Source organism: Streptococcus mitis (assembly GCF_946190275.1).
Classification (GTDB): Bacteria; Bacillota; Bacilli; order Lactobacillales; family Streptococcaceae; genus Streptococcus; species Streptococcus mitis_DC.
This window is the reverse complement of the sequence record NZ_CAMHZQ010000004.1, coordinates 1-23,531: the sequence shown is the minus strand read 5'-3', so window position 1 is coordinate 23,531 and position 23,531 is coordinate 1. Positions and strand designations below refer to the sequence as shown.

Here is a 23,531-nt window from a genome sequence, read left to right as displayed (position 1 = left end):
TCTACTCTTCATCATTAATTTTATTTCCTAGGTACATAGAGGATAATAGTGTAAAGACATAGGCCTGTACACAAGAAATGAACACGGAAAATGCAGTCCAAACTAAGTTTGTCCCAAATGCGATTGGATACCAAAAAATAGCCTGATGTGAAAGTAAGAGAAGCAAGCTTGTCATTACTTCACCTGCAAAGATATTCCCAAAAATCCGCAAAGCAAGAGAAAGGAAATTCGTGACTTCTTCAAGTAGATTCATCGGTGTCATAAATGCAGGAGTTACAAAACCTTTTAGGTATTGTTTAATCCCACGACGACGAATCCCCTCAATGTGCGCCATCACAATAATACAGAAAGACAAGACAAGGTCAAATGAAAGATTTGCAGTTGGCGATGTCCAAAGGTTTGTCCCATCTGTTGTTTGAAGTTTAGCCATCAAACCAAGATTATTGGCGATGACCATAAAAAGAAATAAACATAAGTAAAAGAGTGAGTAATCTTTCATGTAGTGGGAACCAAGGTTAGGTTCTGTAAATCCAATTACAAAATCATAGAGATACTCTAGTACATTTTGTTTACCTTTGGGTTTCAAGGTCATATTACGACTTGCCCAATAGATAAATGCAAAAATCAGAAACACAGACAGCAAAGTCAAGGCTGTCAAAGTTAAATCAAAGGTAACAGGACCAATATTGATGGTTGGATTGATACTTTCTTCCATCTAACATTCTCCCTTCTCCAATTTATATTTCGTTATTTAATAATAAATGAGAAGACAAGAGTTACGAAGAAAGTTCCTTCAATAAAGGCAACCCCTAAAAACATCAAGCTACGAAACTCAGCGATAATATCTGGTTGGCGAGCTACTGATTTCAACAAACCATTCATCAACATACCCTCACCAAGAGACACACCCATACAGGCAAGACATAGACCGAAAAATGTTAAATTCATGACGAATTCTCCTTTTAATTAAAATTTACTTACTTAGTTTAGTCCTAAAAATTGGATTTGTCAACTTTTTACTAACATTGAAAGCGTTTAATGAAAATTATTTACAATTTTACTATTTTTAAGCCTATTATATAGAAAACTTTGTAAAAAACTTGTAATAAATCCGACCATTATCTAGACCTTTCTGAAAAATATTGAAAAATCCGAGATGTAATCTCGGATGAAAATTAATATATTTTCTTTAATCTAATGCTCTTTAGTAAGTAGGATTAAAGGGAAAGCAACTAGAAAGCTTTCATCTCCTACATGTTTATTAAGCACGAACTGTGACGCTGGTTCCATCTTCCTTATAAAGATTGATGAGACCCTCTTTGAGAGCGCGAACCATGTCTCCTGCTTGAACAGGTTGTGGAACCTTGATTGTCAAGAGTTCCATCGGATTTGGAGCGCGGTCAATTTTATTGCCTTTGGCATCATGCAAATCTTCGATATAAGTTTCAAAGTGACGGAAACCTGGGCCATAAAACTCTACTTGGTCTCCTTCGTTAATGACATTCCGTTGACGAATGGTTGCTGTTTGTGTCGCATCATCATAAGAAACCACTTCAGCGACAAACTTGTACTCAGGTATTTTACGACGAGCACCAAATAACTGTTCATTTTCAGATGGTGTACCGTAGTAGAAACCTGTTGCTAATTCACGTTGGGCAACCTTCCACATCTCATCAATCAAGTCTTGCTTGATAGCTTCAAACTTCTCTGGACTTTCTAGATAAGCATCAACAGCTGCCTTGTAGCAGTTGGTTACTGTTGATACGTAGTGAATAGACTTCATACGTCCTTCGATCTTCAGACTGTCCACACCATTTTCAATCATATCTGGGATATGGTCAATCATGGACATATCAACAGCTGACATTGAAAATTCTTCAGGAATTTCACCTTTCAAACTCTTGCGTTCTTTCCCAAATGGCATATCGTAGAGGTCATATTTCCAACGGCATGACTGAGAGCATCCACCACGGTTAGCATCACGCATACTCATGTGGTTTGAAAGAGTACAACGACCAGAGTAAGAAATACACATGGCTCCGTGGACAAAGGCTTCAATCTCAACATCTGTACGTTTGCGGATTTCTGCCAATTCTTCCATTGAAACCTCACGCGCCAAAACGACACGAGTCAAGCCCAGTTCTTTCCAGAACTCAAGAGTTTCATAGTTAGTCGCACTGGCTTGAGTTGAAAGGTGAATTTCAAGGCCTGGTGCTTCAGTCGCTGCAATCATAATCAAGGCTGGATCAGACACGATAACTGCCGCAATGCCGATATCACGTAGTTTACGGAACCACTCACCAGCACCAGCTTCATTTCCTTCGTGCATAACCATATTGGCAGCCACATAAACCTTAGCACCATACTTGGCCGCAAACTGGACACCTTCTTCCATCTGTTCAAAGGTAAAGTTTCCTGCACGGCTACGAAGACCATAGGCCTGACCACCGATAAAGACAGCATCTGCCCCATACTGAACAGCTACTTTTAACTTCTCTAAAGTCCCTGCAGGTGATAAAACCTCAGGACGTTTTAATGTTTTTGTCATGTTTTCTCCTATTTGCAATATAAAAGTTTGACGTTTTTCCTTCTCATTTTATAGTAAATAAGCGATAAAATCAAGCCTAGACAGATTGTTTTGACAATTCTAATCTTTTAATACTCTTCGAAAATCTCTTCAAACCACATCAGCTTCCATCTGCAACCTCAAAACACTGTTTTGAGCAACCTGCGGCTAGCTTCCTAGTTTGCTTTTTGATTTTCATTGAGTATAAGATTTTCATAATGACTGATAAATTGTCGAAAATTAACCTAGTTTTAACAAGTGGTCAAAAATCCAGATAAAGTAAAAACCAGTATCCAATGATACTGGCTCGTTAAACTACATAAATCAGTCCTTAGATGACTACTCCCACTCAACGGTTGCAGGTGGTTTACTTGTAATATCGTAGACGATACGGTTAACGTGGTCCACTTCGTTTACGATACGTACTGAGATTTTTTGAAGGATTTCCCAAGGAATTTTGGCAAAGTCAGCTGTCATACCATCGATAGAGGTGATGGCACGGATTGCAATTGTGTAGTCATATGTACGACCGTCACCCATAACACCGACTGAACGAACGCCTGTGTTCACTGTGAAGTATTGCCAGATATCGCGGTCAAGTCCAGCTTTGGCAATTTCTTCACGTAGGATAGCGTCTGATTCGCGAACTGTTTCAAGTTTTTCTTCAGTAATTTCTCCCATGACACGGATAGCAAGTCCTGGTCCTGGGAATGGTTGGCGCCATACGATGTGGTCTGGCATACCAAGCTCTGTACCTAGGGCACGAACTTCGTCCTTATAAAGAGTGTTGAGTGGTTCGATCAATTCAAACTGCATGTCTTCTGGAAGACCACCCACGTTGTGGTGTGACTTAATAGTTTGAGCTGTATCTGTACCAGACTCGATAACGTCTGTGTATAAGGTACCTTGAGCAAGGAATTTCACATCTTTGAGCTTGCTTGCTTCGTCATCGAAGACATAGACAAACTCGTTACCGATGATTTTACGTTTTTGTTCAGGATCAGAAACGCCAGCAAGTTTATCAAGGAAACGTTTAGCAGCGTCTGCTTTGACGATATTCAAACCAAACTTACCACCAAGCATGTCCATAACTTGATCCGCTTCTCCTTTACGAAGAAGACCGTGATCCACGAAGATACAGATCAATTGATCGCCAATCGCTTTTTGGAGAAGAACTCCAACAACTGAAGAGTCAACACCACCTGATAGACCAAGAAGGACACGTTTACCACCGACAGTCTCACGGATTTTTTGGATCTGCATGTCGATGAAGTTATCCATTGTCCAGTCGCCTTTAGCCTTACAGATGTTAAGGGCAAAGTTACGAAGGATATCATTCCCGTATACAGAATGACGAACTTCTGGATGGAATTGGATACCGTAAATGTGTTTATCTGGATTTTCGATGGCTGCGTATGGGCAGTCAGCTGATGTACCTGTACGAACAAAGTCAGCAGGAATTTCAGTAACCGCATCACCATGGCTCATCAATACAGTTTGTTCATCAGGTGTTGATTCAAAAAGCGCTGATGGTGTATGTGTTAGGGTTGACTGACCGTATTCACGATTTCCAGCATCACCTGCAGGAACAACTTTTCCTCCAAGTTTATGGGTCAATAACTGCATACCGTAACAAATTCCCAAAATAGGAATTCCGAGTTCGAAGATTTCTGGGTCAATATCGAATGAACCATCTTCATATACAGAGTTTGGACCACCTGAAAGGATGATTCCTACAGGATTAATTTCACGAACTTCAGCAGCTGAAATTTTATGACTTTTTAGTTCTGAAAAAACGCCAATCTCACGGATACGGCGTGAAATCAGCTGGTTGTACTGGCTACCATAGTCCAATACGATGATTTTTTCTACATCTTGCAAATCAGTTGAAATGTTGCTCATCTTTTTCCTTTCTCAAAAGAAATATCTTTTTTCAATATTCTATCACAAATAAGGGCGAATTACCAACTAAACAAGGCGAAGATTGACTTTTTCTAGTTTATTGAGGTACAATAGAGAAAAGATAGAAATGAAGTGAAAAATATGCTACCTGCTTATATGAAAATCCATGATCAGATTAAAAAGGATATTGACGAACATCGTTGGGCTATTGGGGAGAGGCTTCCTAGTGAACGAGACTTAGCAGAGCAGTTTGCGGTCAGTCGCATGACCCTCCGACAAGCTATTTCCCTCTTGGTCGAAGAAGGTGTTTTAGAGCGCAGAGTTGGAAGTGGCACCTTTGTATCCAGTACACGTGTACAAGAAAAGATGCGAGGGACAACCAGTTTTACTGAAATTGTTAAGTCCCAAGGTAAAGTACCCTCTAGCCAACTCATTTCCTACAGAAAAACTATTCCCAATGAGCAGGAAGTTGCCAAGCTAGGAATTTCTCCAACGGAGAATATTATCCGAATGGAACGGGTCCGCTATGCCGACCAAGTCCCTCTGGTTTATGAAGTTGCTTCTATTCCTGAAAAATTCATTAAGGACTTTAAAAAAGAAGAAATTACTAGTCATTTCTTCCAGACTCTACAAAAACATGGCTATCGTATCGGCAAATCACAACAGACCATCTATGCTCGCCTTGCTAAGGAAAAAATCGCTCACTATTTGGAAGTTGAAAAAGGACATGCTATTCTTGGGCTGACTCAGGTTTCCTACCTAGAAGACGGGACAGCTTTTGAATACGTAAAAAGTCAGTATGTAGGCGAACGCTTTGAATTTTATCTTGAAAACAATTAATACTCTTCGAAAATCAAATTCAAACCGCTTCAACGTCGCCTTGCCGTACTCAAGTACAGCCTGCGGCTAGTTTCCTAGTTTGCTCTTTGATTTTCATTGAGTATAAAATACTATGCAAAAACTCTCTGTCACGGACAAAGAGTCTTTTTATTTTTCTAAGAGTAAATCTTTCAACGAAATCAGGGTTACAGCAAATAATATCATTGCCATACCAAGAAAATCAATGGGATAAAATTGTTCATTCATTATTAAGAAGGCAAAGAAAACCGCCGATATTGGCTCAATTGAAGCCAACAAACTTGACTTGACCGGTCCTATCAAACTGGCTCCTTTAAGGAAAGCTGTATAGGCAAAGACAGTCCCGATAAGGATAATACCCGCAAAAGCAAGGAGAAAATCAAGACTAGTCGGGATATTGGCCTGTAGAACCCCTGTAAAAGGAAGGGCGACCAAACCTGCTATTACCATTCCCACACCGATGACCAAACTGCTCCCCCACTTCTTAATCAAGGCTATGGGTAAAATAATATAAAGGGCGTAAGTCAGAGCAGAAAAGAGCCCCCAGAATAAGCCAGAAGGTGTCATGGATAACTGGTCCAACTGCCCATGAGTTGCAATCAGGAAGGTTCCTCCTATGGCTAATATGATAGAAACAATCTCTCCCAGTGTCGGTGCCACCTTATCCTTGATACAGCTATAAATCAAAATTCCAACAGGACAAACATACTGAAGCACCGTCGCAGTCCCTGCATTGGTTTCCTGAATAGCAGTTAGATAAGCAAATTGATTGAGGAAGAGGCCAATTAGAGCAAAAATGAGAAGAGACAGCAAACTTTTTCTATCCTTTAAAAAGGCCAGCATTCTATCCTTTGCAGTAGCATAAGCCAAGAGCATGAGAATTCCACCAGCGATTAAAAGACGCAAGTTGGTCAAAACCAGAGCCGAAATTCCGTGTGCCATCAGGTATTGGCCACTCGTTCCTGACAAGCCCCAAGCAATCCCAGCCACAACTGTTAATAAAGTCCCTTTTAAACTATTTGACATGTCTCTCCTTACTCTTCTTTGCGAATCAAGTCCATCACTTGATTGCGGTCTAAAATCCATTGAGCCCTCTCATCCTTTTCATAGGTACGATTCGATAGGAAAATGACCGCTTCTTGCTTCTGACGATTCCACATGATAAAGGTACCTGTATAGCCCGTATGGTCTAGCCAATCTCCTTCCACATTCCATGCCAAAGAACGTTCCTTGTCATCCAAAGGAGAAAAATTTTTACTCAAATCTCTTGCAAAATCATCTGCTAAATAGTGTTCTAAAAAGATTTGTAAATCCTTTACAGTCGAAAACAAACCAGCACTCCCTGCATGTCTGCCCAGGAGGCGAGCCTTGGGATCATGTACCAGACCTGCCTCGACACCTCTGACGGTTGGAACAGCAAGCTCAACAGGCCCAAATTGAGTTTCCGTCATTCTCCAAGGATTCCAAACTTGTTCCTGTAAAATCTCATCCAAATCCTTATCAAAGATTCTTTCCAAAATAAAGCCCAAAAGTAAAAAATGGACATCCGAATAAAGAAAGGCTGGCTGACTTCGTCTCTTGAGATGAAACATAGCTTCCTTTAATTCAGAAGCTGTTAAAAGATCACGATTGGGAATAAAAGGATCAAGATCTGTAGCGTGGGTTAAGAGCTGGCGAATAGTGATGTCTGGATAATCACTCTCAGCTAAAAAATCGGTTACTGGTCTGTCAATATCTAATTGACCGTTTTCCCACAAGAAGGTAAAAACGGTGCCAACCCCAACAACCTTGCTGACACTAGCTATGTCATAAACGAGTCCTGCCTCAGTCTGCAAGCCATGCTCTGGGTCACTCTGGCCTAAATAGAACTCCGTCCATTGATTGTCCTTAAAATACGCAAAAGAGGCTCCGGGATAAATCCCTGCCTCGATTTGTTCTTCTATTTTTTTAATAATCTTGGTCCACTTCATACTTCTTCAAACCACAATTCAACATTATTTCTATCTTTTCCAAGGAAGAATTTTTCAGACTTAGGAATAAAATATTCTGTAGACTCAAACTTCTTACGAAGACTTGCTATGTCTAATTCGTTGACCAAGAACTTAAGCATAGATAAGTCCCAGGTAACCGTACTGTCCACAGTCAAATCCTGCCCCTGTGCTGGAATAAAATCAAGGGATTCCCCAATTTCAGATGATTCCAAGAAACTTTCGATATCGGTTGGGAAATGTAATTCCATAGAAATCTCAAATTTACTTAAAGAAATTGACTCCAGATCTGTTTGAAATCTAGGCTTTTCTTCTACTTCTACTAGACTTGCTCTGTCATCTTCTGCATGAATCAAAATCAAATCATTTTCGGGTGAAAAAATCTCAAAAGCGTAGCCATTTTGACCTTTATATAATTGATGAATCGAATCTGTTTTAGCTAATAAGGCCTCGATTTCTAAGGGATTTTCCACCTTGACAATCAATCTAGCCAGTTTTTTTCTTCCCTCTACCTTACGAGTGCGCATACTTGGAGCTTCTTCTAAAACCAGCTTTTCTAAACCTGTTTGATCACCTAGTGACAGAAAGGCTGACTCTTCTAATAAGGCCTTCATGCCAAGGGTTCCTATATAAAATATTTCATTTAATTTTCTATTATTAACTTTTAAAGTAGGAATAATCCGTACAATCTGATTTACATTCATAAATTCCTCCATCACTTTTTATTTTAAAGGATTTTAGAATTTTTTACAAGAAATTATGCTCAGATTTACTTTTTTTCGTAAAATTTCATCTAAAAAACCGAGGATTTCCCCGGTTTCAATTTCTTATAGGTAAAGGAATTTGAAGATAGCTACTGCCGCAATTGCTGCTGCGATCGGTGCTACTACTGGTACCCAAGAATACCACCATTTTGAATCGCCTTTGTGCTCACCAAGAACTGATTTTGGAAGGAAAGCATGAAGGAGACGTGGTCCCAAGTCACGGGCTGGGTTCAAGGCAGGTCCTGTAGGTCCACCAAGTGATGTTACCAAAGCCATAACAAGGAATCCAAGTGCCAAGTGAGCTACTGAAAGTCCTGAAGCAGTATGTGGTGCTACTTGGGCTTTGATTGCTAAATCAGAAAAGTCAACATTTTGACCTGCTTGACTAGCCATTTGTTTCATGTATTGAAGCACTTCAGAACCAAAGAAGTTTTTAGTCATTCCAAGGGCTGCAAAGAAAAGAACAAATGATCCAACAAACTCATTTACAAAACCATTAACAGTTGCTGCAAAATGTGATTCTTTTGTACCATTATCCAAACTTGAAATTGTTGAGAAAGTACCCAAAATGTTGTTTGGATTTTCAGTTTTCAAGTAGTATGGGCGGTGTGTTGCCACAACCAAGGCTTGACCAAAGATAGCACCCAAAACTTGTGCAATGATATAAGGCGCAACTTGTGCCCAAGGGAAAAGACCGCTGATTGCAAGTCCAAGAGTGAAGGCTGGGTTGATGTGGTTTCCAGATACGTTACCAAACATTAATGCTGGGATCATAACCCCCATACCATAACCAACAGCGATAACGATCCAGCCACTTTGGTGACCTTTCGTACCTTTAAGTTCAACGTTGGCAACTGCACCATTTCCAAGAATGATCAAAATAGCAGTTCCCAAAAATTCAGTGGCATATTTAATTGCCCATGTGAAATCCATTTGATAGATTCTCCTTAAAATTTTTTAGACAATCCTTATTCTATCAATTTTTATATCTTTTAGCAACTACTTTTCCGAAAGATTATATAAGAAAGCGGTTTTATTTCTTATAAAAAACAAAAGGATTAAGGGAGTGAATTTCCTTAATCCGTTAGTCTCTCAAGCCTGACGCTGACCAAAGTCCTTAATCATCTGATCCATTTCTTGTCGACTCGGAGTTGTCAGCATATAAAGGTAATCTCCTTGAAGTTCTGCGAAGGCAGCTGGCATGATTTTTTTAACCTTGAACTGCTGACTGTATTTGGCAAGCAAGTCCTCCTCAGAATAGACATAGTGAGCATTTGCACGGCGAGAAGTAGCCAAACAATACTGCGGTTCAAACTCTGACACTGGGAACTCTTCTCCCGCGACAATAGCCGCATAGCCACGATAGAGGTCCAAGGAATGAGCAAAATTATAAACATCAATTGTAAAACCACCTGCAGGACGGTTATTGTACTCAATGGCAATGTAGTCGTCCCCGTCACGGAAGAACTCAATATGGAAGAACCGTTCTCTCATACCAAATTCTTTGACAATTGCCTCACCATATTTACGTAATTTAGGATCCATATCCTTGAGAACGTAATAAGAATTGTCCATCTTGTAAATCATGAGATCAAGCGGTGTATAGGCGTAGTCAAAGGTCGTTGAAAAGACAATCTTTCCATCCTTATCCACTAGACCATCAAAGGTACAAATTTCGCTGGAAGTGACAAATTTTTCAAAGAAATAAACAGTTGAATGATCCCACTCAGTCTTGAAGTGATTGACATCGTCTTCCGTCTCAAGTTTAAAGGTTGCGGCTGCTCCCACTCCATTATCAGGTTTGGCAATCATTGGAAGGCCGATTTCGTTCACTGCTTGATCAACATCTGCTTCCGTCTTGATAACAGCTCCAGGAACCACAGGGACACCTGCTTTTTTAAAAAGCTTCTTCATTTCAGACTTAAATTTCGTCTTTTTGAGATCCTCTGGTTTGGCACCAAAAACATTGAATTGCTCACGAAGACTTGCATCCAACTCTAACCAATATTCATTGTGGGACTCGATACGGTCGATTGGGCCATGCTTATAAAATAGAAAAGCAACTGCACGTTTGACTTCATCTATGTTCTCAAGATTGTCAACACGGAAATATTCTGTCAGGCTATTACGCAAAGGTTCATCCAATTGCTCGTATGGTTCCTGACCAATTCCCAAGACAGTGATTCCTTTATTGGCTAGCTCAATAGTAAACTGTTGAAAGTTTTGTGGATAATAGGGAGAAATAACAAGGTAATTCATAGGTCACTCCTTTTATAAATAGAGATTGCCAAGGAAATAAGGCATTTGTTTGCGCCACCATTCCCAGTCGTGGGCGACATCATGTCCCCATTCAGCAAACCAGGCTGGAATTTGTTTCTGGTCAAAGGCTTCTTTGAGCTTGTAAAAGGATGGTAAACCATCTTGTTCCCAGGCTCCAAGACCCGTACACAGCACAATCTCTGCCTGACGGTAACGGTCAATAAACCAGCCGTCGTTTTGATTCCAGATATAATCAACTGGCGAGTTTTGGTAAATAGCATCGTCGTTGTAGTAATCACCGACAAAGAAACGTGCGTCGTAAACACCACTGAGGGCAATCACTTTGGTAAATACATCTGGATGCTGGAGGAAGAAATTGAGTGCATGGTAGGCACCCATCGAGCAACCTGTCGTCATCATGCCATCAAACCAACCTGTCTTATGCTTGATAAAAGGAATGGCCTCCTCAATCACATAGCGTTCGTAGGCACGGTGCATCTCTGCTTGGTCATGACCGTTTTTCCAAGTGGCCAACCAGCTCTCACTATCCACACTAGATAGGGTAAAGAACTGGACACGGCCTTCCTCTATAAAGGAAGCACAGGCATCAATCATGCCAAAATCATAGTATTCGTTGTGACTACCACCTGATGAAGCAAAGACCACAACTGGAATCCCAGCATGACCATAACGGTTGAGGTACATTTCACGGTTAAGATTGCCACTCCAGTGGCTAAGATGTTCAATATGCATATTTTCTCCTTTCTTACTTTACCAGTTTTCTGCAAAAAATCTCAGACAGTCTGGTAAATTCTCCGACCAAGGGATTTCACTATGTAGGGCACCAGACTGAACTTTTAAGACAAGATTATCCAAATGAACTCCCCCTGCTATCAAATCATGGTAATAGCGAAGCGATGAGTCAATATAGGCTTGCTTGATATTGCCAGCCATCAGGGTCTTGTCCGTATCATCCGCTTCTTCTGTTCCTACATAGATAAAGATCCGCTGGTCAGGCGATAGTTTCTGGCGCTCGATATAGCGGTTAAAGGCCTCTTGGTGAAGCCAGTTGGCAGATGAAAAGACACCTAGACAACCAATTTGGTCTTGGTATTCCAAACCGATAAACTGAGTAATATTGCCTCCTAGTGAGGAACCAATCATGGCTGTATGCTGGCGGTCTGCTTTTGTACGATAAGTTTCATCAATAAAAGGCTTGACCACCTCCATGACAAACTCGGCATACTCCACACCCTTACCGCCAAACTGCTGCCCTGGGATAGGAGATTCTTGGAACTTCCAAGCTGCATACTCATTCATCCGCCCCATACCATCATTATCAATCGCTACGACAATCATGCGACTGATATCAGGATTACGCTTAATAGCTGGGATAATCTTCCATGAATGACCAATGAAAGACTCCTTGCTATAAAAAACATTTTGCCCGTCATGAAAGTATACAACAGGATAGGAACGGTCCGTGTCTTTCTCATAATCTTTTGGCAGAAGAACACGTACACGGCGCTCCTTACCTGTATAAGGAACTTTAAGTTTGTGTTCTTTCATTTTTAGATAAAAGTAGGATTGATTCATTGTCAGAAAACTCTCTATATTCAAAATTTATTCTTATTATATCACAGTTTAAGAAAAAAAGTCAGTTTTTCTTCCATTTTTGGATTAAAAACTAACTTTTTCATTTAATTTTCTAAATTCTTTTGGATTTTCTGATTAGAGCAGATTGTCAATCAAGTCATCTACTTCATCTTTTTCAGCTTGAGGTGTAATCTCAGTAATCATGATTCCAGCCACAGCTCGCTCAACTAAGCCTTCAACATCCATACGTGCTTCATACTGCTCTGCATTCTTAATCTTAGGATTAGTCTTTGGGCGATCTGGTGCAAAAATCGTACAACAGTCTTCAAACGGTTGGATTGAAATGTCAAAGGTATCGATTTCCTGGGCGATGTCAATGATTTCCAACTTGTCCATGGTAACCACAGGACGAATGATGGGAGTGTTGATAACTGCATTGATAGCCTGCATGCTTTCGAGGGTTTGGCTAGCTACTTGACCAAGGCTTTCCCCATTGATAATAACCAAACCATTTCGGACCTCACGGATACGGTCGGTAATCCGCATCATAAAACGACGGGTCAAGGTCATAAGATAGGCTTCTGGAGCTTTAGCCTTGATTTCCTCTTGAATCTCAGTGAAAGGTACTTCGATAAACTGGATATTGCCACCAAACTTGGTCAATTTACGAGTCAAATCCTGCGCTTTCTTGAGGGCGCCTGGACTAGTGTAGGGTGGGCTGGCAAAGTGAACGGCCTCAATATCTACCCCACGTTTAAGAGCTAGATAACCTGCTACAGGTGAGTCAATCCCTCCTGACAACATGAGCATGCCTTTACCAGAAGTTCCCACAGGTAATCCACCTGCTCCTCGAATGGTTTCATAGGAAAGATAAGCCGCCTCCTCACGAATCTCCACCTGAAGATTGATGTCAGGATTTTTCATCTGAGCTTGCACATTTGGAATTGCTTCGAAAACAGCCCCTCCAAGCGTTTGGTTGAGTTCACGACTATCAAGTTCAAAGTTGTGGTCGCTACGCTTACTAGAAATCTTAAAGGTCATACCTTCCTTGTAGATGTCCTGCATAATCTCTTGCACAGAAGACTTCAGAACTTCTACAGATTTTTCAACCTTATACACTGGAGAAAAATTCTGAATTCCAAAGACTTGCTTGAGTGATTCTGCTACTGCTGTGTAATCAGCTCCATTGAGGTAAGCGTGGGCACGGTCGCGATCTGCTGTTACCTTAACTTGGGGATAGATAGACAAAACGTCCGAAATATTATTACGAAGTTTATTGATGAAACGCATACGGTTTTTACCCTTGGTTGACAACTCTCCGTAGCGAATCATAATTTCTGAATACTGCATGAATGCTCCTATCTTACTTTTCTAGTTTGATTATAAATTAATTTTAGCTTGGTCAAGAACTGCTCGACCTGACTCATATCATTTTCAAGGTCTAGGCTAAGACGCACAGCTGACTGGGCCTTATCCTTATCCACTCCCATGGCTATCAAGGTGCCTGCAGGTTTCCCAGCCTTGGATGAACAAGCCGAGGTTGTGGAAATGAAAATATCATAGTCTTCAAAGGCGTGAACAATGACCTCACCACGAACACCCTTAATTCCAAAAGTCAGGATATGAGGGGCAAAATCTTCCTCATCAGAGAAGACAAAAATATCCGGATAGTCGAGAAGAGCTTGGCGAATCACTGCCTTCATCTGCCCAGTCTTGCTAGTAAAGATATCTAGCTTTTCCATAGACAAACGGAGAGCCTTGGCTGTCGCAGCAATCCCTGCCACATTTTCAGTTGTCGAACGGTAATCACGCTCCTGACCACCACCAGTCAACAGTGGCGTAATTTTCTTACCAGACTTGATATAGACAAAACCAACACCACGAACTCCGTGGAACTTGTGACTAGAAAAAGTCGCGAAATCCACTCTATCAGTTAGATACTTTTCAGTCGGAATTTTAGCAAGTGCCTGAACTGCATCAACATGAAAGGAAATAGTTGGCTTGTCTGCCAAGAGTTCTGAAATAGCCTCAATAGGTTGGATAGAGCCGATTTCATTGTTCACTGCCATGACAGAGACGAGGGTCGTATCAGGTCTTATCAAATCTGATAACGCTTCAACATCTACAAATCCTTTGTTATCAACTGGAGCAAAATCTACTTCAAATCCTTGACTTTTCAACCAGAGGGCTGACTCTTTGACTGCCGGATGTTCAATGGCTGATACAATGATGTGTTTTCCAAACTGAGCCTTTTCAAAGGTCACACCCTTGATGACCCAGTTATCTCCTTCTGTCCCACCAGAAGTAAAGAAGATTTCATCGCTTTTCTTACCGATTAAATCTGCAATCTGTTGGCGAGAAGCATCTAAGATCCGTGTTGCCTGGTCTCCCAAACGATGGAGACTAGATGGATTTCCTAAAATTTTTGAAGCGACCTGCATATAAGTTTCAAGGGCTTCAGGATAGGGCTTGGTCGTCGCCGAATTATCAAAGTAAATCATGTTTTCTCACGCTTTCTAAAATCACTCCTTCTATTGTATCATGAAACGGAGCTTGCGACAAGAAAGGGCAATTCCTCTTTTTTTAAGATTTTTTTAAAGAAATGCGGTATAATAAATTTTAATTAAAGGAGAGAATGCATGTCTAATTATCGTAGAACTTCAAAACCAAAAACAGAACACATCAAAAAAGGCTTTACAGTCTTTCAAAAAATCGTTGCGACTATCGCTAGTATCCTTGGCTTGATTACCGCAAGTATCACGATCATGAACGCCTTGGATAATAACAAAAATACTAAAAAAGAACCTGCGACAAGCCAGACGACAACCATTGTCAAAGAAATTCAAAAGGAATCCCCTAAGGAAAACACTAGTCCCAATAAGGAAAACAACACTTCTCAAGAAAAAGCACAACAAGAAGAAACACCAAAATCTAGCGTCAAGGAAGAGAAAAAAGAAGAGCAGAAAACATCAACTCAGGATTCTTCTACTCCTGCTCCTACTCCAAGTAAACCTGCTACTGAAAACGAAAAACAGTCCAATACCCCAACTTCGGAAAATAAAACTAATCAATAATCACTAAAATAGCCTCCTTCCAAATTTGGAAAGAAGCTATTTTTTTATTGTTGTAAAACTTTTCTTGGTTTGGTACCTTCAGCTGGACCAATAACACCTGCCATCTCAAGCTCTTCCATGAGACGGGTCGCACGGTTAAATCCAACTGACAAACGACGCTGAATCATGGACGCACTAGCTTTCTGGGTCTCAATGACCAAAGCCTTGGCTTCTTCAAAAAGCGGATCTCCACCAGTTTCACCATCTGAGAATTCACCTTCATTTTCAGAAACCTCACCTGGATCAAAACTCTCATCGTAGTCCGCATCTGCCTGAGCCTTGATAAAGTTTACGATGCGTTCAACATCATCATCCGAGATAAAGGAGCCTTGTAGACGAACTGGATGATTTTCATCAATCGGTTTAAAGAGCATATCTCCTCGACCAAGCAGTTTCTCAGCTCCATTTTCATCTAAAATCGTACGGGAGTCTGTTCCTGATGATACCGCAAAAGCCACTCGAGATGGGACATTGGCCTTGATCAGACCAGAAATGACATCAACGGATGGACGCTGAGTTGCAAGAATCATGTGGATACCTGCAGCACGCGCCTTCTGTCCAAGACGGATGATGGCATCTTCCACTTCCTTGCTGGCCACCATCATGAGATCAGCCAACTCATCCACAATCACGACAATGAGCGGTAGCGGAACCTGCTTATACTCAGACTGGGAATTGAACTCTTCTACCTTAGCATTAAAACCTGCAATGTTACGAACCCCCACCTTGGCAAAGAGTTCATAACGATTTTCCATTTCATCCACAACCTTTTGCAGGGCCTTGCTGGCTTTGCGTGGATTGGTCACAACTGGAATCAGGAGATGGGGAATGTCATTGTAAACAGACAACTCAACCATCTTAGGGTCAACCATCATAAATTTAACCTGATCTGGTCTCGCCTTCATGAGAATGCTAGCGATAATGCCGTTAACCGCTACTGACTTCCCTGAACCCGTTGAACCTGCGACGAGCAAGTGGGGCATTTTGGAAAGGTCAAAAGCCCTTGCGGTGCCATTAACTGCCTTCCCTAAAGGAATTTCCAAGAGATTTTCTGCTTTCGTTTGAGATTGTTCCCATAGTTCTCGGAAAGAAACTGTCGCAATCTCAGAGTTAGGGACTTCAATTCCGACTAGAGATTTCCCAGGGATAGGTGCTTCGATTCGGACATCCTTGGCTGCCAAGGCTAGAGCGAGGTCATCTGCGAGATTGGAAATGCGGTTGACCCTTACACCTACTGCTGGCTTGACTTCATACTTGGTCACTGATGGCCCAATTTCGGCCCGTTCAACCGTTACCTTGATACCAAAGCTAGCAAAGGTTTCTTCTAGGATTTTGATGTTTTCACGAACGATTTTCTTCTCTTTAGACTGGTCTTTTGGTTTATCTGGGGCAAAGAGTTGTAAGCTTGGAAGTTTGTATTCAAGAGCCCCCTTGGCTGAAAAATCGACCTGAACATCTTCATCATCAGAGCCATCTTCCTGTTCAGCGAATTCAAGTTCAGCTTGAGGCAAGATGATTTCTGGTTCCACCCACTCTTCTTCTGGAATAGGTGGAACGTCAAGCACAACATCTTCTGTCAAAATTTCACCTGTTTCCATATCGACAGGAGGCATATTAAGCAAGCCTTTCTCAGCCTCTTCTTTTTCTAATCTAGCCTCTTCCTCAGCCTTTTGGCGAGCTTTTTCTTCTTGTTTGACAAAGCGTTCCTCTTTTCGACGCTCATGCCCTTCCCGCCATTTGGTAAATCCTCTACTGAAGAATTCAGCAATATCGTAAACAGACCAAGGACTGATTAGGAGAGCGCCTGCTAAAATCAAGATAGAACCAATAAAGTAAGTGCCGATATTTGAAAAGAGAAAGGCAGTTGGCACATAGAGTCCAACACCAATCAAGCCCCCTCCAGCAAAACTGGTCGTTCGAAAACCAGTCAAATCCGTCACAACCTGAGCCAGGGTTCCTTTTAGAACGGACTTATCCAAACCATATTTCCAAACTAAGTAGGCCTCCAAAATCAAGAGCAAGCCAGCAAATATGGTGAAAAAGCCAGATAGGAGCCCTTCCTGTTTTCGTATCCACTTGAAAAAGAAGAGGTAGAGCAGAATACCAAATATTGCTAGATAAGCTAGGCTACCCACCAGCAAGCGAATTAAATTGTAAAGAGTGATACCTGCAGCTCCTAATTTCAAGGCTGCGAAAATCAATAAAATCGCGATTCCCAACGAAATCAACATTCGTTGAATCGCTTCTTTTCTTTCGAGTTCTGCTTTAGACGGTCTCCGTCTTGTTTTACTTGTATTCTTGTTTGCCATTCTTCTATTATACCATATTTCACAGGCATTTCGGAAAGAGAAAAAGACTGCACCAAACGGTCCAATCTTTTCATTTTTCTATTTTTTATGCTTGTGGTTTGCGTAGGTAACCATAGACCACACCACTTACGATTGCTCCTACCAAGACAGAAACGAGGTAAAGGAGAGCATTTGAAGTAAGGGCGATAACGAAGATTCCTCCGTGTGGCGCCATGAGTTTGATACCAGTAAGACCAACGAGTCCACCTGCTACTGCTGAACCAAGGATGAAGCTTGGGATCGCACGAGCTGGGTCAGCTGCACCAAATGGGATCGCTCCTTCAGTGATAAATGACAAGCCCATGATGATGTTTGTCAAACCAGAGTTGCGTTCTTCCTTAGTAAATTTATCTTTGAAAAGAAGGGTTGCGACAAAGATTGCAAGTGGTGGCACCATTCCTCCAGCCATAACCGCTGCCATAGCTACAGAACCGCCTGAAGAAACAGTCGCTGCAAGTGTACCTGTACCAAAGACATAAGCCGCTTTGTTAACTGGTCCACCCATATCGACAGCCATCATTCCACCAAGGACGATACCAAGAAGGACAGCTGAACCTCCTCCAAGACCGCCTAGGAAGTCATTCATAGCAGTGTTGATTGCTGCCATTGGAATGTTAACAGCTAGCATGACAAATCCAGTCAAGATTGTTCCAAGAAGTGGCAAGAGAAGGATTGATTTAGCACCTTCAAGTGAGCGAGGAACTTTAACGTATTTCTTGATAGCAAGAACTAAAGCACCTGCGATAAATCCACCAACAAGGGCACCTAGGAAACCAGATGAGACACCTGCAAGAGTTGAAGTTGCTTCACCACCTGCTGCATAAGGGATTTTACCAAAGGCAAAACCTTCTTTGGCAATAGCGCCAGCCACGAAACCAGCTACCAAACCTGGTTTTTCAGAGATAGAGTAGGCAACATAACCTGCAAAGACTGGAAGCATCAAACCAAAGGCTGCACCACCAATTTTCATGAACATAGAAGCTAGCTCATGGTAGGAACCAAGATTACCAAGATTTTCATTTGGAACACCCAAAGCACCATCAATCAAGAAGGCAAGGGCAATCATGATACCACCACCGATAACGAATGGCAACATTTGCGATACACCACTCATCAAGTGTTTGTAGAAGGCACCACCAAGGCTTTGTTTTTCGTTAGAGGCTGTTGCAGCTTTTGCATCATTAGCGGCACGGTAGACTTCCGCATCTCCTGAAAGAGCCAAGTTAATCAACTCTTCTGTCTTACGGATCCCGTCAGCAACCGGACGATTGATCAATGGTTTGCCATCGAAACGATCCATTTCAACTGCCTTGTCTGCTGCGATGATAACAGCTTTAGCCTTACGAATGTCTTCAGCAGTTAGTTGGTTTCCAACACCGCTAGCACCGTTGGTTTCGACCTTGATACCAACCCCCATTTCAGCAGCCACTTTTTGAAGAGCTTCTTGGGCCATGTAAGTGTGGGCAATACCTGTCGTACAAGCTGTAACAGCAACGATAAAGTCACCAGAGTCATTGGCAGGTACTTGAACAGGTTCCTCAGTTTTTTCTGAAGCTTGGTCAAAAAGTTCAATGACTTGGTCAGCTGATGTTGCTTGACGAAGTTTATCAGCAAAGCCGTCTTTCATCAAGTATTGAGACAATTCTGCCAAGGCAGCCAAGTGGGTATCATTAGCACCTTCTGGAGCCGCAATCATGAAGAAGAGGTCAGTTGCTTGTCCATCCAAGCTCTCATAATCAACACCCTTATTTGACTTAGCAAAGAGAACTGTCGCTTCTTTGACAGCAGCGTTTTTGCTGTGAGGCATAGCAATTCCGTCACCCAAACCTGTAGAAGTCAGAGCTTCACGCGCCAAAATTCCTTCTTTAAAAGTTTCAAAATCTGTCACATAACCGTGGTCTGTCAAGCTTTTAATCATCTCTTCGATGACAACTGTTTTTTCAGTTGCCTGCAAATCCAGCAACATAACATCTTTTCTCAATAGGTCTTGAATTTTCATCGTTTTTCTACCTCAACTTTTTCATATGTTTCTTTAATAAATTCCGCCGTTGCCAAGTCGTCTGAGAAGGTGGTTGCCGTTCCGCAAGCCACTCCCCATTTGAAGGCTTCTACTGCATCTTTAGATTTGACAAATTCACCTGTAAATCCAGCGACCATAGAATCACCAGCTCCGACTGAATTTTTCACTGTTCCCTTGATTGGTTTAGCAAAGTATGCTCCCTCAGATGTGACAAGAAGTGCACCGTCCCCAGCCATGGAGATAATGACGTTTTGAGCTCCTTTGGCCAGTAACTGACGAGCATAGTTCTCGATTTCATCTAAACTTTCGAGTTTCACTCCAAAGATAGCTCCAAGCTCGTGATTATTTGGTTTGACCAAAAGTGGCTGATAGTCCAAACTATCAATCAAGGTCTGTCCTTCAAAGTCACAAACGACTTGCGCACCCGTCTGACGCGTCAAGGCAATCAAATCTTTATAGATAACATTGCCTAGATTTTTAGCACTTGAACCAGCAAATACAACTGTATCTTCTGCAGTCAAACTAGATAAAATAGCTTTCAACTCTTCTAGCTGGGCTGGTTCAACAGTTGGACCCGTTCCGTTGATTTCTGTTTCTTGGTCTGCTTTAATTTTGACATTGATACGAGTATCTTCTGCTACTTGGACAAAACGTGTCTCGATTTCTTCCTCTGCCAAAGTATCTGTGATAAATTTACCAGTAAAGCCACCGATAAATCCAGTCGCTGTATTTGGAATATCCAAGCGTTTCAAGACACGACTGACATTGATTCCTTTCCCACCAGCAAACTTATCATCACTGTCCATACGATTGACACTACCGACTTGAACTTGGTCCAAACGCACGATATAGTCAATGGATGGATTGAGTGTGACTGTATAAATCATACTTCTATTACCTCCGTTTTCTCCTTAATAGTCTGCAAGAGCTCATGCCCTTGACTTGTGATAACAATAGCTCGTTTGAGTGGTGCTACCTTGGCAAAGCAAGTTTGTCCTATTTTTGATGAATCCACTAAGACGTAGGTCTGTTTAGCATTCTCCAAAATAGCACGCTTCACAGCTCCCTCCTCCATATCAGGAGTCGTATAATAACCATCGTCCACACCATTCATCCCGATAAAGGCACGGTCAAAGTGCAATTGGTTAATCTGGTTAAGAGCAACGCCCCCGATACTAGCATCTGTCGCCATCTTGACACTTCCTCCAACCATGACAGTTGGAATCTGCTTTTCAACCAACTGAGCGGCATGGTGAATCGAGTTGGTCACGACTGTAACATTCTTATTGACCAATTCATGAATCAAAAAAGCAGTTGTTGTTCCAGCATCGATAAAGATGACATCTTTTTCTTTAATGAGAGAGGCTGCCTTCTGAGCTAGCAATTTCTTCTCTTGAAGGTTTTTGACAGATTTTTCTTGAATGGTTTCTTCTTCCTGCAAGGAATGGGGCAATTCTGCTCCGCCATGCACGCGACGAAGCTTGTTTTCCGCTTCCAACTCATCCAAGTCTCTTCGAACCGTTGATTCTGAGGTCTCTAGCAAACTAACTAATTTTTCTAGAGAAACTACATGATGTTGATTTAACTCCTCTAAAATCAGTTGTTTCCGCTCTGTTTTTAACACTGAATCACCTCCTGTTATCGTTTACACTATTCATTCTATCACACTTTCTTTCAAAGTCAAGCATTTTTTATCATTTTCTTTCAAAATCTATCATTTTTCTTATTTCCAGAATTTTTATTGCAAGATAAGAGCCTTTATGGTAGACTATTTGAGTAAGTATTGGAAGATTACTCAAGAGGCTTAAGAGGCCGTGTTGGAAACGCGGTAGGCGTGTAACAGCGTGCGTGGGTTCGAATCCCATGTCTTCCGTAGAAAAGAAAAATTATTTCTAGGATGCAACAAATGTTGTATCTTTTTTTATCGCTTTTTTAAAAATAGGGTCTGTTTTAGGGTCTGTTTATGACTCCTTTTTTCGCAAAAGAATACCAAGGAATACCAAAGACAAAAACAAAAAACGTTGATTTAACAACGTTTTACCAAGGAATGCAAAAGAATGCAAAGGAATAATGGAGCCGGTGGGAGTCTCTGGTACATTATTAAATCAAGCTATATTTAATTTTATAACTCCTTTTATAACTCTTGAACAAAAAAACGCGATTGCTCACTGTTTTTATTTTTAACAAAACCACTACTCTCACAAGCAGATGATTTTACGCATTTGAAATGCGTTTATTCGATTTACATTTCTTGGATTTTAAATCCATTTTTAAGCAAACAAAAAAACCGCAAGCCTGAGCTTGCGGTAGAAAGAACAATTTAGAAAGTTTCCTTTCATTTTATTTTTTAAAATTATTTAGTTGTAATCAAGCCTTCTGGCTCAACCGTGAACTCTGGCTTGTCTGCCATTGTTCCGTCTGCTTTAAGGTAGTACCAACCTTTTTTATCAGCCGATTGAATAAAGGCATTTGATACCATGTTACCGTCTTTACCGTCTAGGTAGTACCAAGTGTCCTTGTACTTGACCCAACCTGTCTTCATAGCACCTTCTACATCGAAGTAGTACCACTTCTCAGCGATTTTCTTCCAACCTGTAGCCATTGCGCCTGAGTTGTCGAACCAGTACCAATTGCCGTCTGTGTGCTTCTTCCATCGGTCTGCAAGCATGTAGCCTGACCCGTCGAAGTAGTACCAAGTACCATCAACCTTCTCAAACTTGTCTTTAGGATAGCTTCCGTCTGAGTGTACGTACCAATAGCCTGTATCGTTCTTCTGCCAGCCTGTTTCGGCGCCCAGGCCGTTCTCAATATCTCGCTTAAACTGTTCACGGCTAACACCCCATTTCGCAAGATAGGGATACGGGTCAACGTGGTCTGAGTTGTTGTTTGGTTGGTTATTGGTACAGTATTCATGCGTTTTGATACCTGCCAAGTCGTCTGTATCAAGCGTTTTTGGCAAGCCTGCTTCGTCCGCAAGATTTCGCAAAAGCGGAACGTATAACCTATAATCACGGTCGAATTCTTCTTGTGTCTTATGGCTTTCAATCAATTCAACTGCTGCATAAGTTTCAGCATTCCAACCGCCGCCAACATCCCATGAGCCATTGTTTACAGGGCCTACCTGCATAACACGACCATTACCAACGACATGAGAAAAGAACCCAAGTTCAGGGTCCTTTCTGTAGTGATAATCCGCCTCATTTTGAGCGGTTGAGTTACGGTTCCCTGTAGAGTGAGCATGCACTTGACGGTACGGCTCAAACCCAACAATCGGCAAGTCCGTACGTAGTCTACTTGTATCAATATCCATGATTACTGTCCTTTCCACGCATCATTCATCTGCTTCACTGCTGACTCTACAAACACTTCAAGCTCTTTATCCGTCATAGTGACATTGTACTTTTTAAGCTCTGAAATCATGTATACTTTTGCCTGTTCTAGCTTTTCATCACCCTTATAGCCCGTTTCTTGAGCTACCTGCTCTACTGCATGAACTGCATTTTTAGCTAGAATTTCAGCGATTTTTACAGCTTTTTCTCCACCTTTTTGCAAAAGGTAGTCTTTCACTGCTTTCACGATACTGCCTGCGGCTACCGCTAAAAAGCCTGTCGCAAAAGCGATAATCAATTCATTAAATTGTGACATGTGTTTTTCCTTTCTTATTCATAGTAGAATGTGATATCAAGGCTAATAATCCTCGTTGTGACTCCTACGCGTTTGAAGTTTTCAATTGTTTCGCTACTCAGATAAAAAATGCACGAACTATCAGAGATATACGGCGATTTTGTCGTGATTAACGGGAATTCGCTTGTACCTATTCTTACTTTTGTTATTTTCTTATTTTCAAGAGTTGTTTTTATATCTCTATTAGATACCCAAATACGATAATCTTCATAAAAAGAGAGATACGCGTTTTTTATGGTAACACTTTTCAAGCTCTCCCACACCAGTCTACTACCTATATATCTCTTGGCAATCTCCTGATCGCCTAACATTATCCTTATTCTATCTTTCATAACTACACCTACTTAAAGATGTCATAAATCGTGTTAGGATCTTTGGTTGGAAGGGCATCGTACTGCGCTTGTGTTCCTGCCCAATACTTGAGGGCTTGTTG

23 protein-coding genes and 1 tRNA gene are annotated in these 23,531 nt (G+C 41.4%); 3 read left to right on the top strand and 21 right to left on the bottom strand.

Translation table 11 applies throughout. From position 1 onward, the window contains the following. Window position 1: 1 nt before the first annotated feature. The 4 genes from atpB to guaA form a co-directional block, all read right to left on the bottom strand. Entirely contained in the window at window positions 2-715 is a 714-nt protein-coding gene (gene atpB, locus N8M20_RS03405) for a F0F1 ATP synthase subunit A (RefSeq protein WP_000392863.1), read from the bottom strand. Window positions 716-747: 32 nt separating this feature from the next. Next, window positions 748-948, bottom strand: coding sequence for a F0F1 ATP synthase subunit C (locus N8M20_RS03400; protein ID WP_001054559.1), 201 nt, complete (start codon window positions 946-948; stop codon window positions 748-750). A 313-nt stretch (window positions 949-1,261) separates the two neighbouring features. Further along, window positions 1,262-2,548, bottom strand: a complete 1,287-nt coding sequence (locus N8M20_RS03395; protein WP_000169065.1) for a peptidase U32 family protein — start codon at window positions 2,546-2,548, stop codon at window positions 1,262-1,264. A 357-nt stretch (window positions 2,549-2,905) separates the two neighbouring features. After that, window positions 2,906-4,468, bottom strand: coding sequence for a glutamine-hydrolyzing GMP synthase (gene guaA, locus N8M20_RS03390; RefSeq protein WP_261079066.1), 1,563 nt, complete (start codon window positions 4,466-4,468; stop codon window positions 2,906-2,908). A 141-nt stretch (window positions 4,469-4,609) separates the two neighbouring features. Between guaA and N8M20_RS03385 the strand changes: the two genes are divergently transcribed. Beyond that, window positions 4,610-5,308, top strand: a complete 699-nt coding sequence (locus N8M20_RS03385) for a GntR family transcriptional regulator (RefSeq protein ID WP_000936183.1) — start codon at window positions 4,610-4,612, stop codon at window positions 5,306-5,308. 147 nt (window positions 5,309-5,455) lie between these two features. Here the strand turns inward: N8M20_RS03385 and N8M20_RS03380 are convergent, their stop codons facing one another. From N8M20_RS03380 to N8M20_RS03340, 9 genes are all read right to left on the bottom strand, one after another. Beyond that, window positions 5,456-6,352, bottom strand: coding sequence for a DMT family transporter (locus N8M20_RS03380; RefSeq protein WP_261079064.1), 897 nt, complete (start codon window positions 6,350-6,352; stop codon window positions 5,456-5,458). A gap of 8 nt (window positions 6,353-6,360) precedes the next feature. Further along, window positions 6,361-7,296 carry a serine hydrolase domain-containing protein gene (locus tag N8M20_RS03375; protein ID WP_261079062.1) on the bottom strand — a complete coding sequence of 312 codons (936 nt, stop codon included), beginning with the start codon at window positions 7,294-7,296 and terminating at the stop codon, window positions 6,361-6,363. Then, window positions 7,293-8,018 (bottom strand): CppA family protein, encoded by a 726-nt coding sequence (locus N8M20_RS03370; RefSeq protein WP_261079061.1) that lies wholly within the window; start codon window positions 8,016-8,018, stop codon window positions 7,293-7,295. The genes N8M20_RS03375 and N8M20_RS03370 overlap by 4 nt, the downstream gene beginning before the upstream one ends. 123 nt (window positions 8,019-8,141) lie before the next feature. After that, window positions 8,142-9,011 carry an aquaglyceroporin Gla gene (gla, locus tag N8M20_RS03365; RefSeq protein WP_049491488.1) on the bottom strand — a complete coding sequence of 290 codons (870 nt, stop codon included), beginning with the start codon at window positions 9,009-9,011 and terminating at the stop codon, window positions 8,142-8,144. 159 nt (window positions 9,012-9,170) lie between these two features. After that, the gene (locus N8M20_RS03360; protein WP_261079060.1) at window positions 9,171-10,337 is read right to left on the bottom strand and encodes an ATP-grasp domain-containing protein; all 1,167 of its coding nucleotides are present in this window, start codon (window positions 10,335-10,337) and stop codon (window positions 9,171-9,173) included. 12 nt (window positions 10,338-10,349) lie between these two features. Then, the gene (locus N8M20_RS03355) at window positions 10,350-11,090 is read right to left on the bottom strand and encodes an esterase family protein (RefSeq protein ID WP_033683867.1); all 741 of its coding nucleotides are present in this window, start codon (window positions 11,088-11,090) and stop codon (window positions 10,350-10,352) included. An 18-nt stretch (window positions 11,091-11,108) separates the two neighbouring features. After that, on the bottom strand, window positions 11,109-11,933 hold the full coding sequence (locus N8M20_RS03350; RefSeq protein ID WP_261079059.1) for an alpha/beta hydrolase: 825 nt from the start codon (window positions 11,931-11,933) through the stop codon (window positions 11,109-11,111). Window positions 11,934-12,068: 135 nt separating this feature from the next. Further along, window positions 12,069-13,283 (bottom strand): tRNA uracil 4-sulfurtransferase ThiI, encoded by a 1,215-nt coding sequence (gene thiI / locus N8M20_RS03345; RefSeq protein ID WP_261079058.1) that lies wholly within the window; start codon window positions 13,281-13,283, stop codon window positions 12,069-12,071. An 8-nt stretch (window positions 13,284-13,291) separates the two neighbouring features. Further along, window positions 13,292-14,434, bottom strand: a complete 1,143-nt coding sequence (locus tag N8M20_RS03340) for a cysteine desulfurase family protein (protein WP_261079057.1) — start codon at window positions 14,432-14,434, stop codon at window positions 13,292-13,294. 138 nt (window positions 14,435-14,572) lie between these two features. Between N8M20_RS03340 and N8M20_RS03335 the strand changes: the two genes are divergently transcribed. Further along, entirely contained in the window at window positions 14,573-15,007 is a 435-nt protein-coding gene (locus N8M20_RS03335; RefSeq protein WP_261079056.1) for a DUF6556 family protein, read from the top strand. 44 nt (window positions 15,008-15,051) lie between these two features. Here N8M20_RS03335 and N8M20_RS03330 read toward each other — a convergent pair whose 3' ends face one another. The 4 genes from N8M20_RS03330 to N8M20_RS03315 all read right to left on the bottom strand — a co-directional run bounded on the left by N8M20_RS03330 (window position 15,052) and on the right by N8M20_RS03315 (window position 21,038). Next, entirely contained in the window at window positions 15,052-17,355 is a 2,304-nt protein-coding gene (locus N8M20_RS03330; RefSeq protein ID WP_314726172.1) for a DNA translocase FtsK, read from the bottom strand. A gap of 85 nt (window positions 17,356-17,440) precedes the next feature. Further along, complete coding sequence (locus N8M20_RS03325; protein WP_261079054.1) at window positions 17,441-19,393, bottom strand: fructose-specific PTS transporter subunit EIIC; 1,953 nt, start codon at window positions 19,391-19,393, stop codon at window positions 17,441-17,443. Next, window positions 19,390-20,301 carry a 1-phosphofructokinase gene (pfkB, locus tag N8M20_RS03320; protein WP_139658474.1) on the bottom strand — a complete coding sequence of 304 codons (912 nt, stop codon included), beginning with the start codon at window positions 20,299-20,301 and terminating at the stop codon, window positions 19,390-19,392. The genes N8M20_RS03325 and pfkB overlap by 4 nt, the downstream gene beginning before the upstream one ends. Continuing rightward, on the bottom strand, window positions 20,298-21,038 hold the full coding sequence (locus tag N8M20_RS03315; RefSeq protein WP_172930857.1) for a DeoR family transcriptional regulator: 741 nt from the start codon (window positions 21,036-21,038) through the stop codon (window positions 20,298-20,300). The genes pfkB and N8M20_RS03315 overlap by 4 nt, the downstream gene beginning before the upstream one ends. A 161-nt stretch (window positions 21,039-21,199) precedes the next feature. Between N8M20_RS03315 and N8M20_RS03310 the strand changes: the two genes are divergently transcribed. Further along, a tRNA-Ser gene (locus N8M20_RS03310) sits at window positions 21,200-21,287 on the top strand. A 480-nt stretch (window positions 21,288-21,767) separates the two neighbouring features. Here the strand turns inward: N8M20_RS03310 and N8M20_RS03305 are convergent. From N8M20_RS03305 to N8M20_RS10755, 4 genes are all read right to left on the bottom strand, one after another. Further along, window positions 21,768-22,724: an N-acetylmuramoyl-L-alanine amidase family protein gene (locus N8M20_RS03305; protein ID WP_261079053.1), complete on the bottom strand. Its 957-nt coding sequence runs from the start codon at window positions 22,722-22,724 to the stop codon at window positions 21,768-21,770. Between the two features lie 2 nt (window positions 22,725-22,726). After that, window positions 22,727-23,059 carry a phage holin gene (locus N8M20_RS03300; RefSeq protein WP_261079052.1) on the bottom strand — a complete coding sequence of 111 codons (333 nt, stop codon included), beginning with the start codon at window positions 23,057-23,059 and terminating at the stop codon, window positions 22,727-22,729. 14 nt (window positions 23,060-23,073) lie between these two features. Then, entirely contained in the window at window positions 23,074-23,430 is a 357-nt protein-coding gene (locus N8M20_RS03295; protein WP_261079051.1) for a hypothetical protein, read from the bottom strand. Window positions 23,431-23,438: 8 nt separating this feature from the next. Then, a partial coding sequence (locus N8M20_RS10755; protein ID WP_419991751.1) for a phage upper tail fiber protein occupies window positions 23,439-23,531 on the bottom strand: 93 nt, incomplete at its 5' end.

What these genes read in the sequence shown, in the direction of transcription:
- atpB (WP_000392863.1), bottom strand. Translation starts at nt 715, where the DNA reads ATGGAAGAAAGTATCAATCCAACCATCAATATTGGTCCTGTTACCTTT.
- N8M20_RS03400 (WP_001054559.1), bottom strand. Translation starts at nt 948, where the DNA reads ATGAATTTAACATTTTTCGGTCTATGTCTTGCCTGTATGGGTGTGTCT.
- N8M20_RS03395 (WP_000169065.1), bottom strand. Translation starts at nt 2,548, where the DNA reads ATGACAAAAACATTAAAACGTCCTGAGGTTTTATCACCTGCAGGGACT.
- guaA (WP_261079066.1), bottom strand. Translation starts at nt 4,468, where the DNA reads ATGAGCAACATTTCAACTGATTTGCAAGATGTAGAAAAAATCATCGTA.
- N8M20_RS03385 (WP_000936183.1), top strand. Translation starts at nt 4,610, where the DNA reads ATGCTACCTGCTTATATGAAAATCCATGATCAGATTAAAAAGGATATT.
- N8M20_RS03380 (WP_261079064.1), bottom strand. Translation starts at nt 6,352, where the DNA reads ATGTCAAATAGTTTAAAAGGGACTTTATTAACAGTTGTGGCTGGGATT.
- N8M20_RS03375 (WP_261079062.1), bottom strand. Translation starts at nt 7,296, where the DNA reads ATGAAGTGGACCAAGATTATTAAAAAAATAGAAGAACAAATCGAGGCA.
- N8M20_RS03370 (WP_261079061.1), bottom strand. Translation starts at nt 8,018, where the DNA reads ATGAATGTAAATCAGATTGTACGGATTATTCCTACTTTAAAAGTTAAT.
- gla (WP_049491488.1), bottom strand. Translation starts at nt 9,011, where the DNA reads ATGGATTTCACATGGGCAATTAAATATGCCACTGAATTTTTGGGAACT.
- N8M20_RS03360 (WP_261079060.1), bottom strand. Translation starts at nt 10,337, where the DNA reads ATGAATTACCTTGTTATTTCTCCCTATTATCCACAAAACTTTCAACAG.
- N8M20_RS03355 (WP_033683867.1), bottom strand. Translation starts at nt 11,090, where the DNA reads ATGCATATTGAACATCTTAGCCACTGGAGTGGCAATCTTAACCGTGAA.
- N8M20_RS03350 (WP_261079059.1), bottom strand. Translation starts at nt 11,933, where the DNA reads ATGAATCAATCCTACTTTTATCTAAAAATGAAAGAACACAAACTTAAA.
- thiI (WP_261079058.1), bottom strand. Translation starts at nt 13,283, where the DNA reads ATGCAGTATTCAGAAATTATGATTCGCTACGGAGAGTTGTCAACCAAG.
- N8M20_RS03340 (WP_261079057.1), bottom strand. Translation starts at nt 14,434, where the DNA reads ATGATTTACTTTGATAATTCGGCGACGACCAAGCCCTATCCTGAAGCC.
- N8M20_RS03335 (WP_261079056.1), top strand. Translation starts at nt 14,573, where the DNA reads ATGTCTAATTATCGTAGAACTTCAAAACCAAAAACAGAACACATCAAA.
- N8M20_RS03330 (WP_314726172.1), bottom strand. Translation starts at nt 17,355, where the DNA reads ATGGCAAACAAGAATACAAGTAAAACAAGACGGAGACCGTCTAAAGCA.
- N8M20_RS03325 (WP_261079054.1), bottom strand. Translation starts at nt 19,393, where the DNA reads ATGAAAATTCAAGACCTATTGAGAAAAGATGTTATGTTGCTGGATTTG.
- pfkB (WP_139658474.1), bottom strand. Translation starts at nt 20,301, where the DNA reads ATGATTTATACAGTCACACTCAATCCATCCATTGACTATATCGTGCGT.
- N8M20_RS03305 (WP_261079053.1), bottom strand. Translation starts at nt 22,724, where the DNA reads ATGGATATTGATACAAGTAGACTACGTACGGACTTGCCGATTGTTGGG.
- N8M20_RS03300 (WP_261079052.1), bottom strand. Translation starts at nt 23,059, where the DNA reads ATGTCACAATTTAATGAATTGATTATCGCTTTTGCGACAGGCTTTTTA.
- N8M20_RS03295 (WP_261079051.1), bottom strand. Translation starts at nt 23,430, where the DNA reads ATGAAAGATAGAATAAGGATAATGTTAGGCGATCAGGAGATTGCCAAG.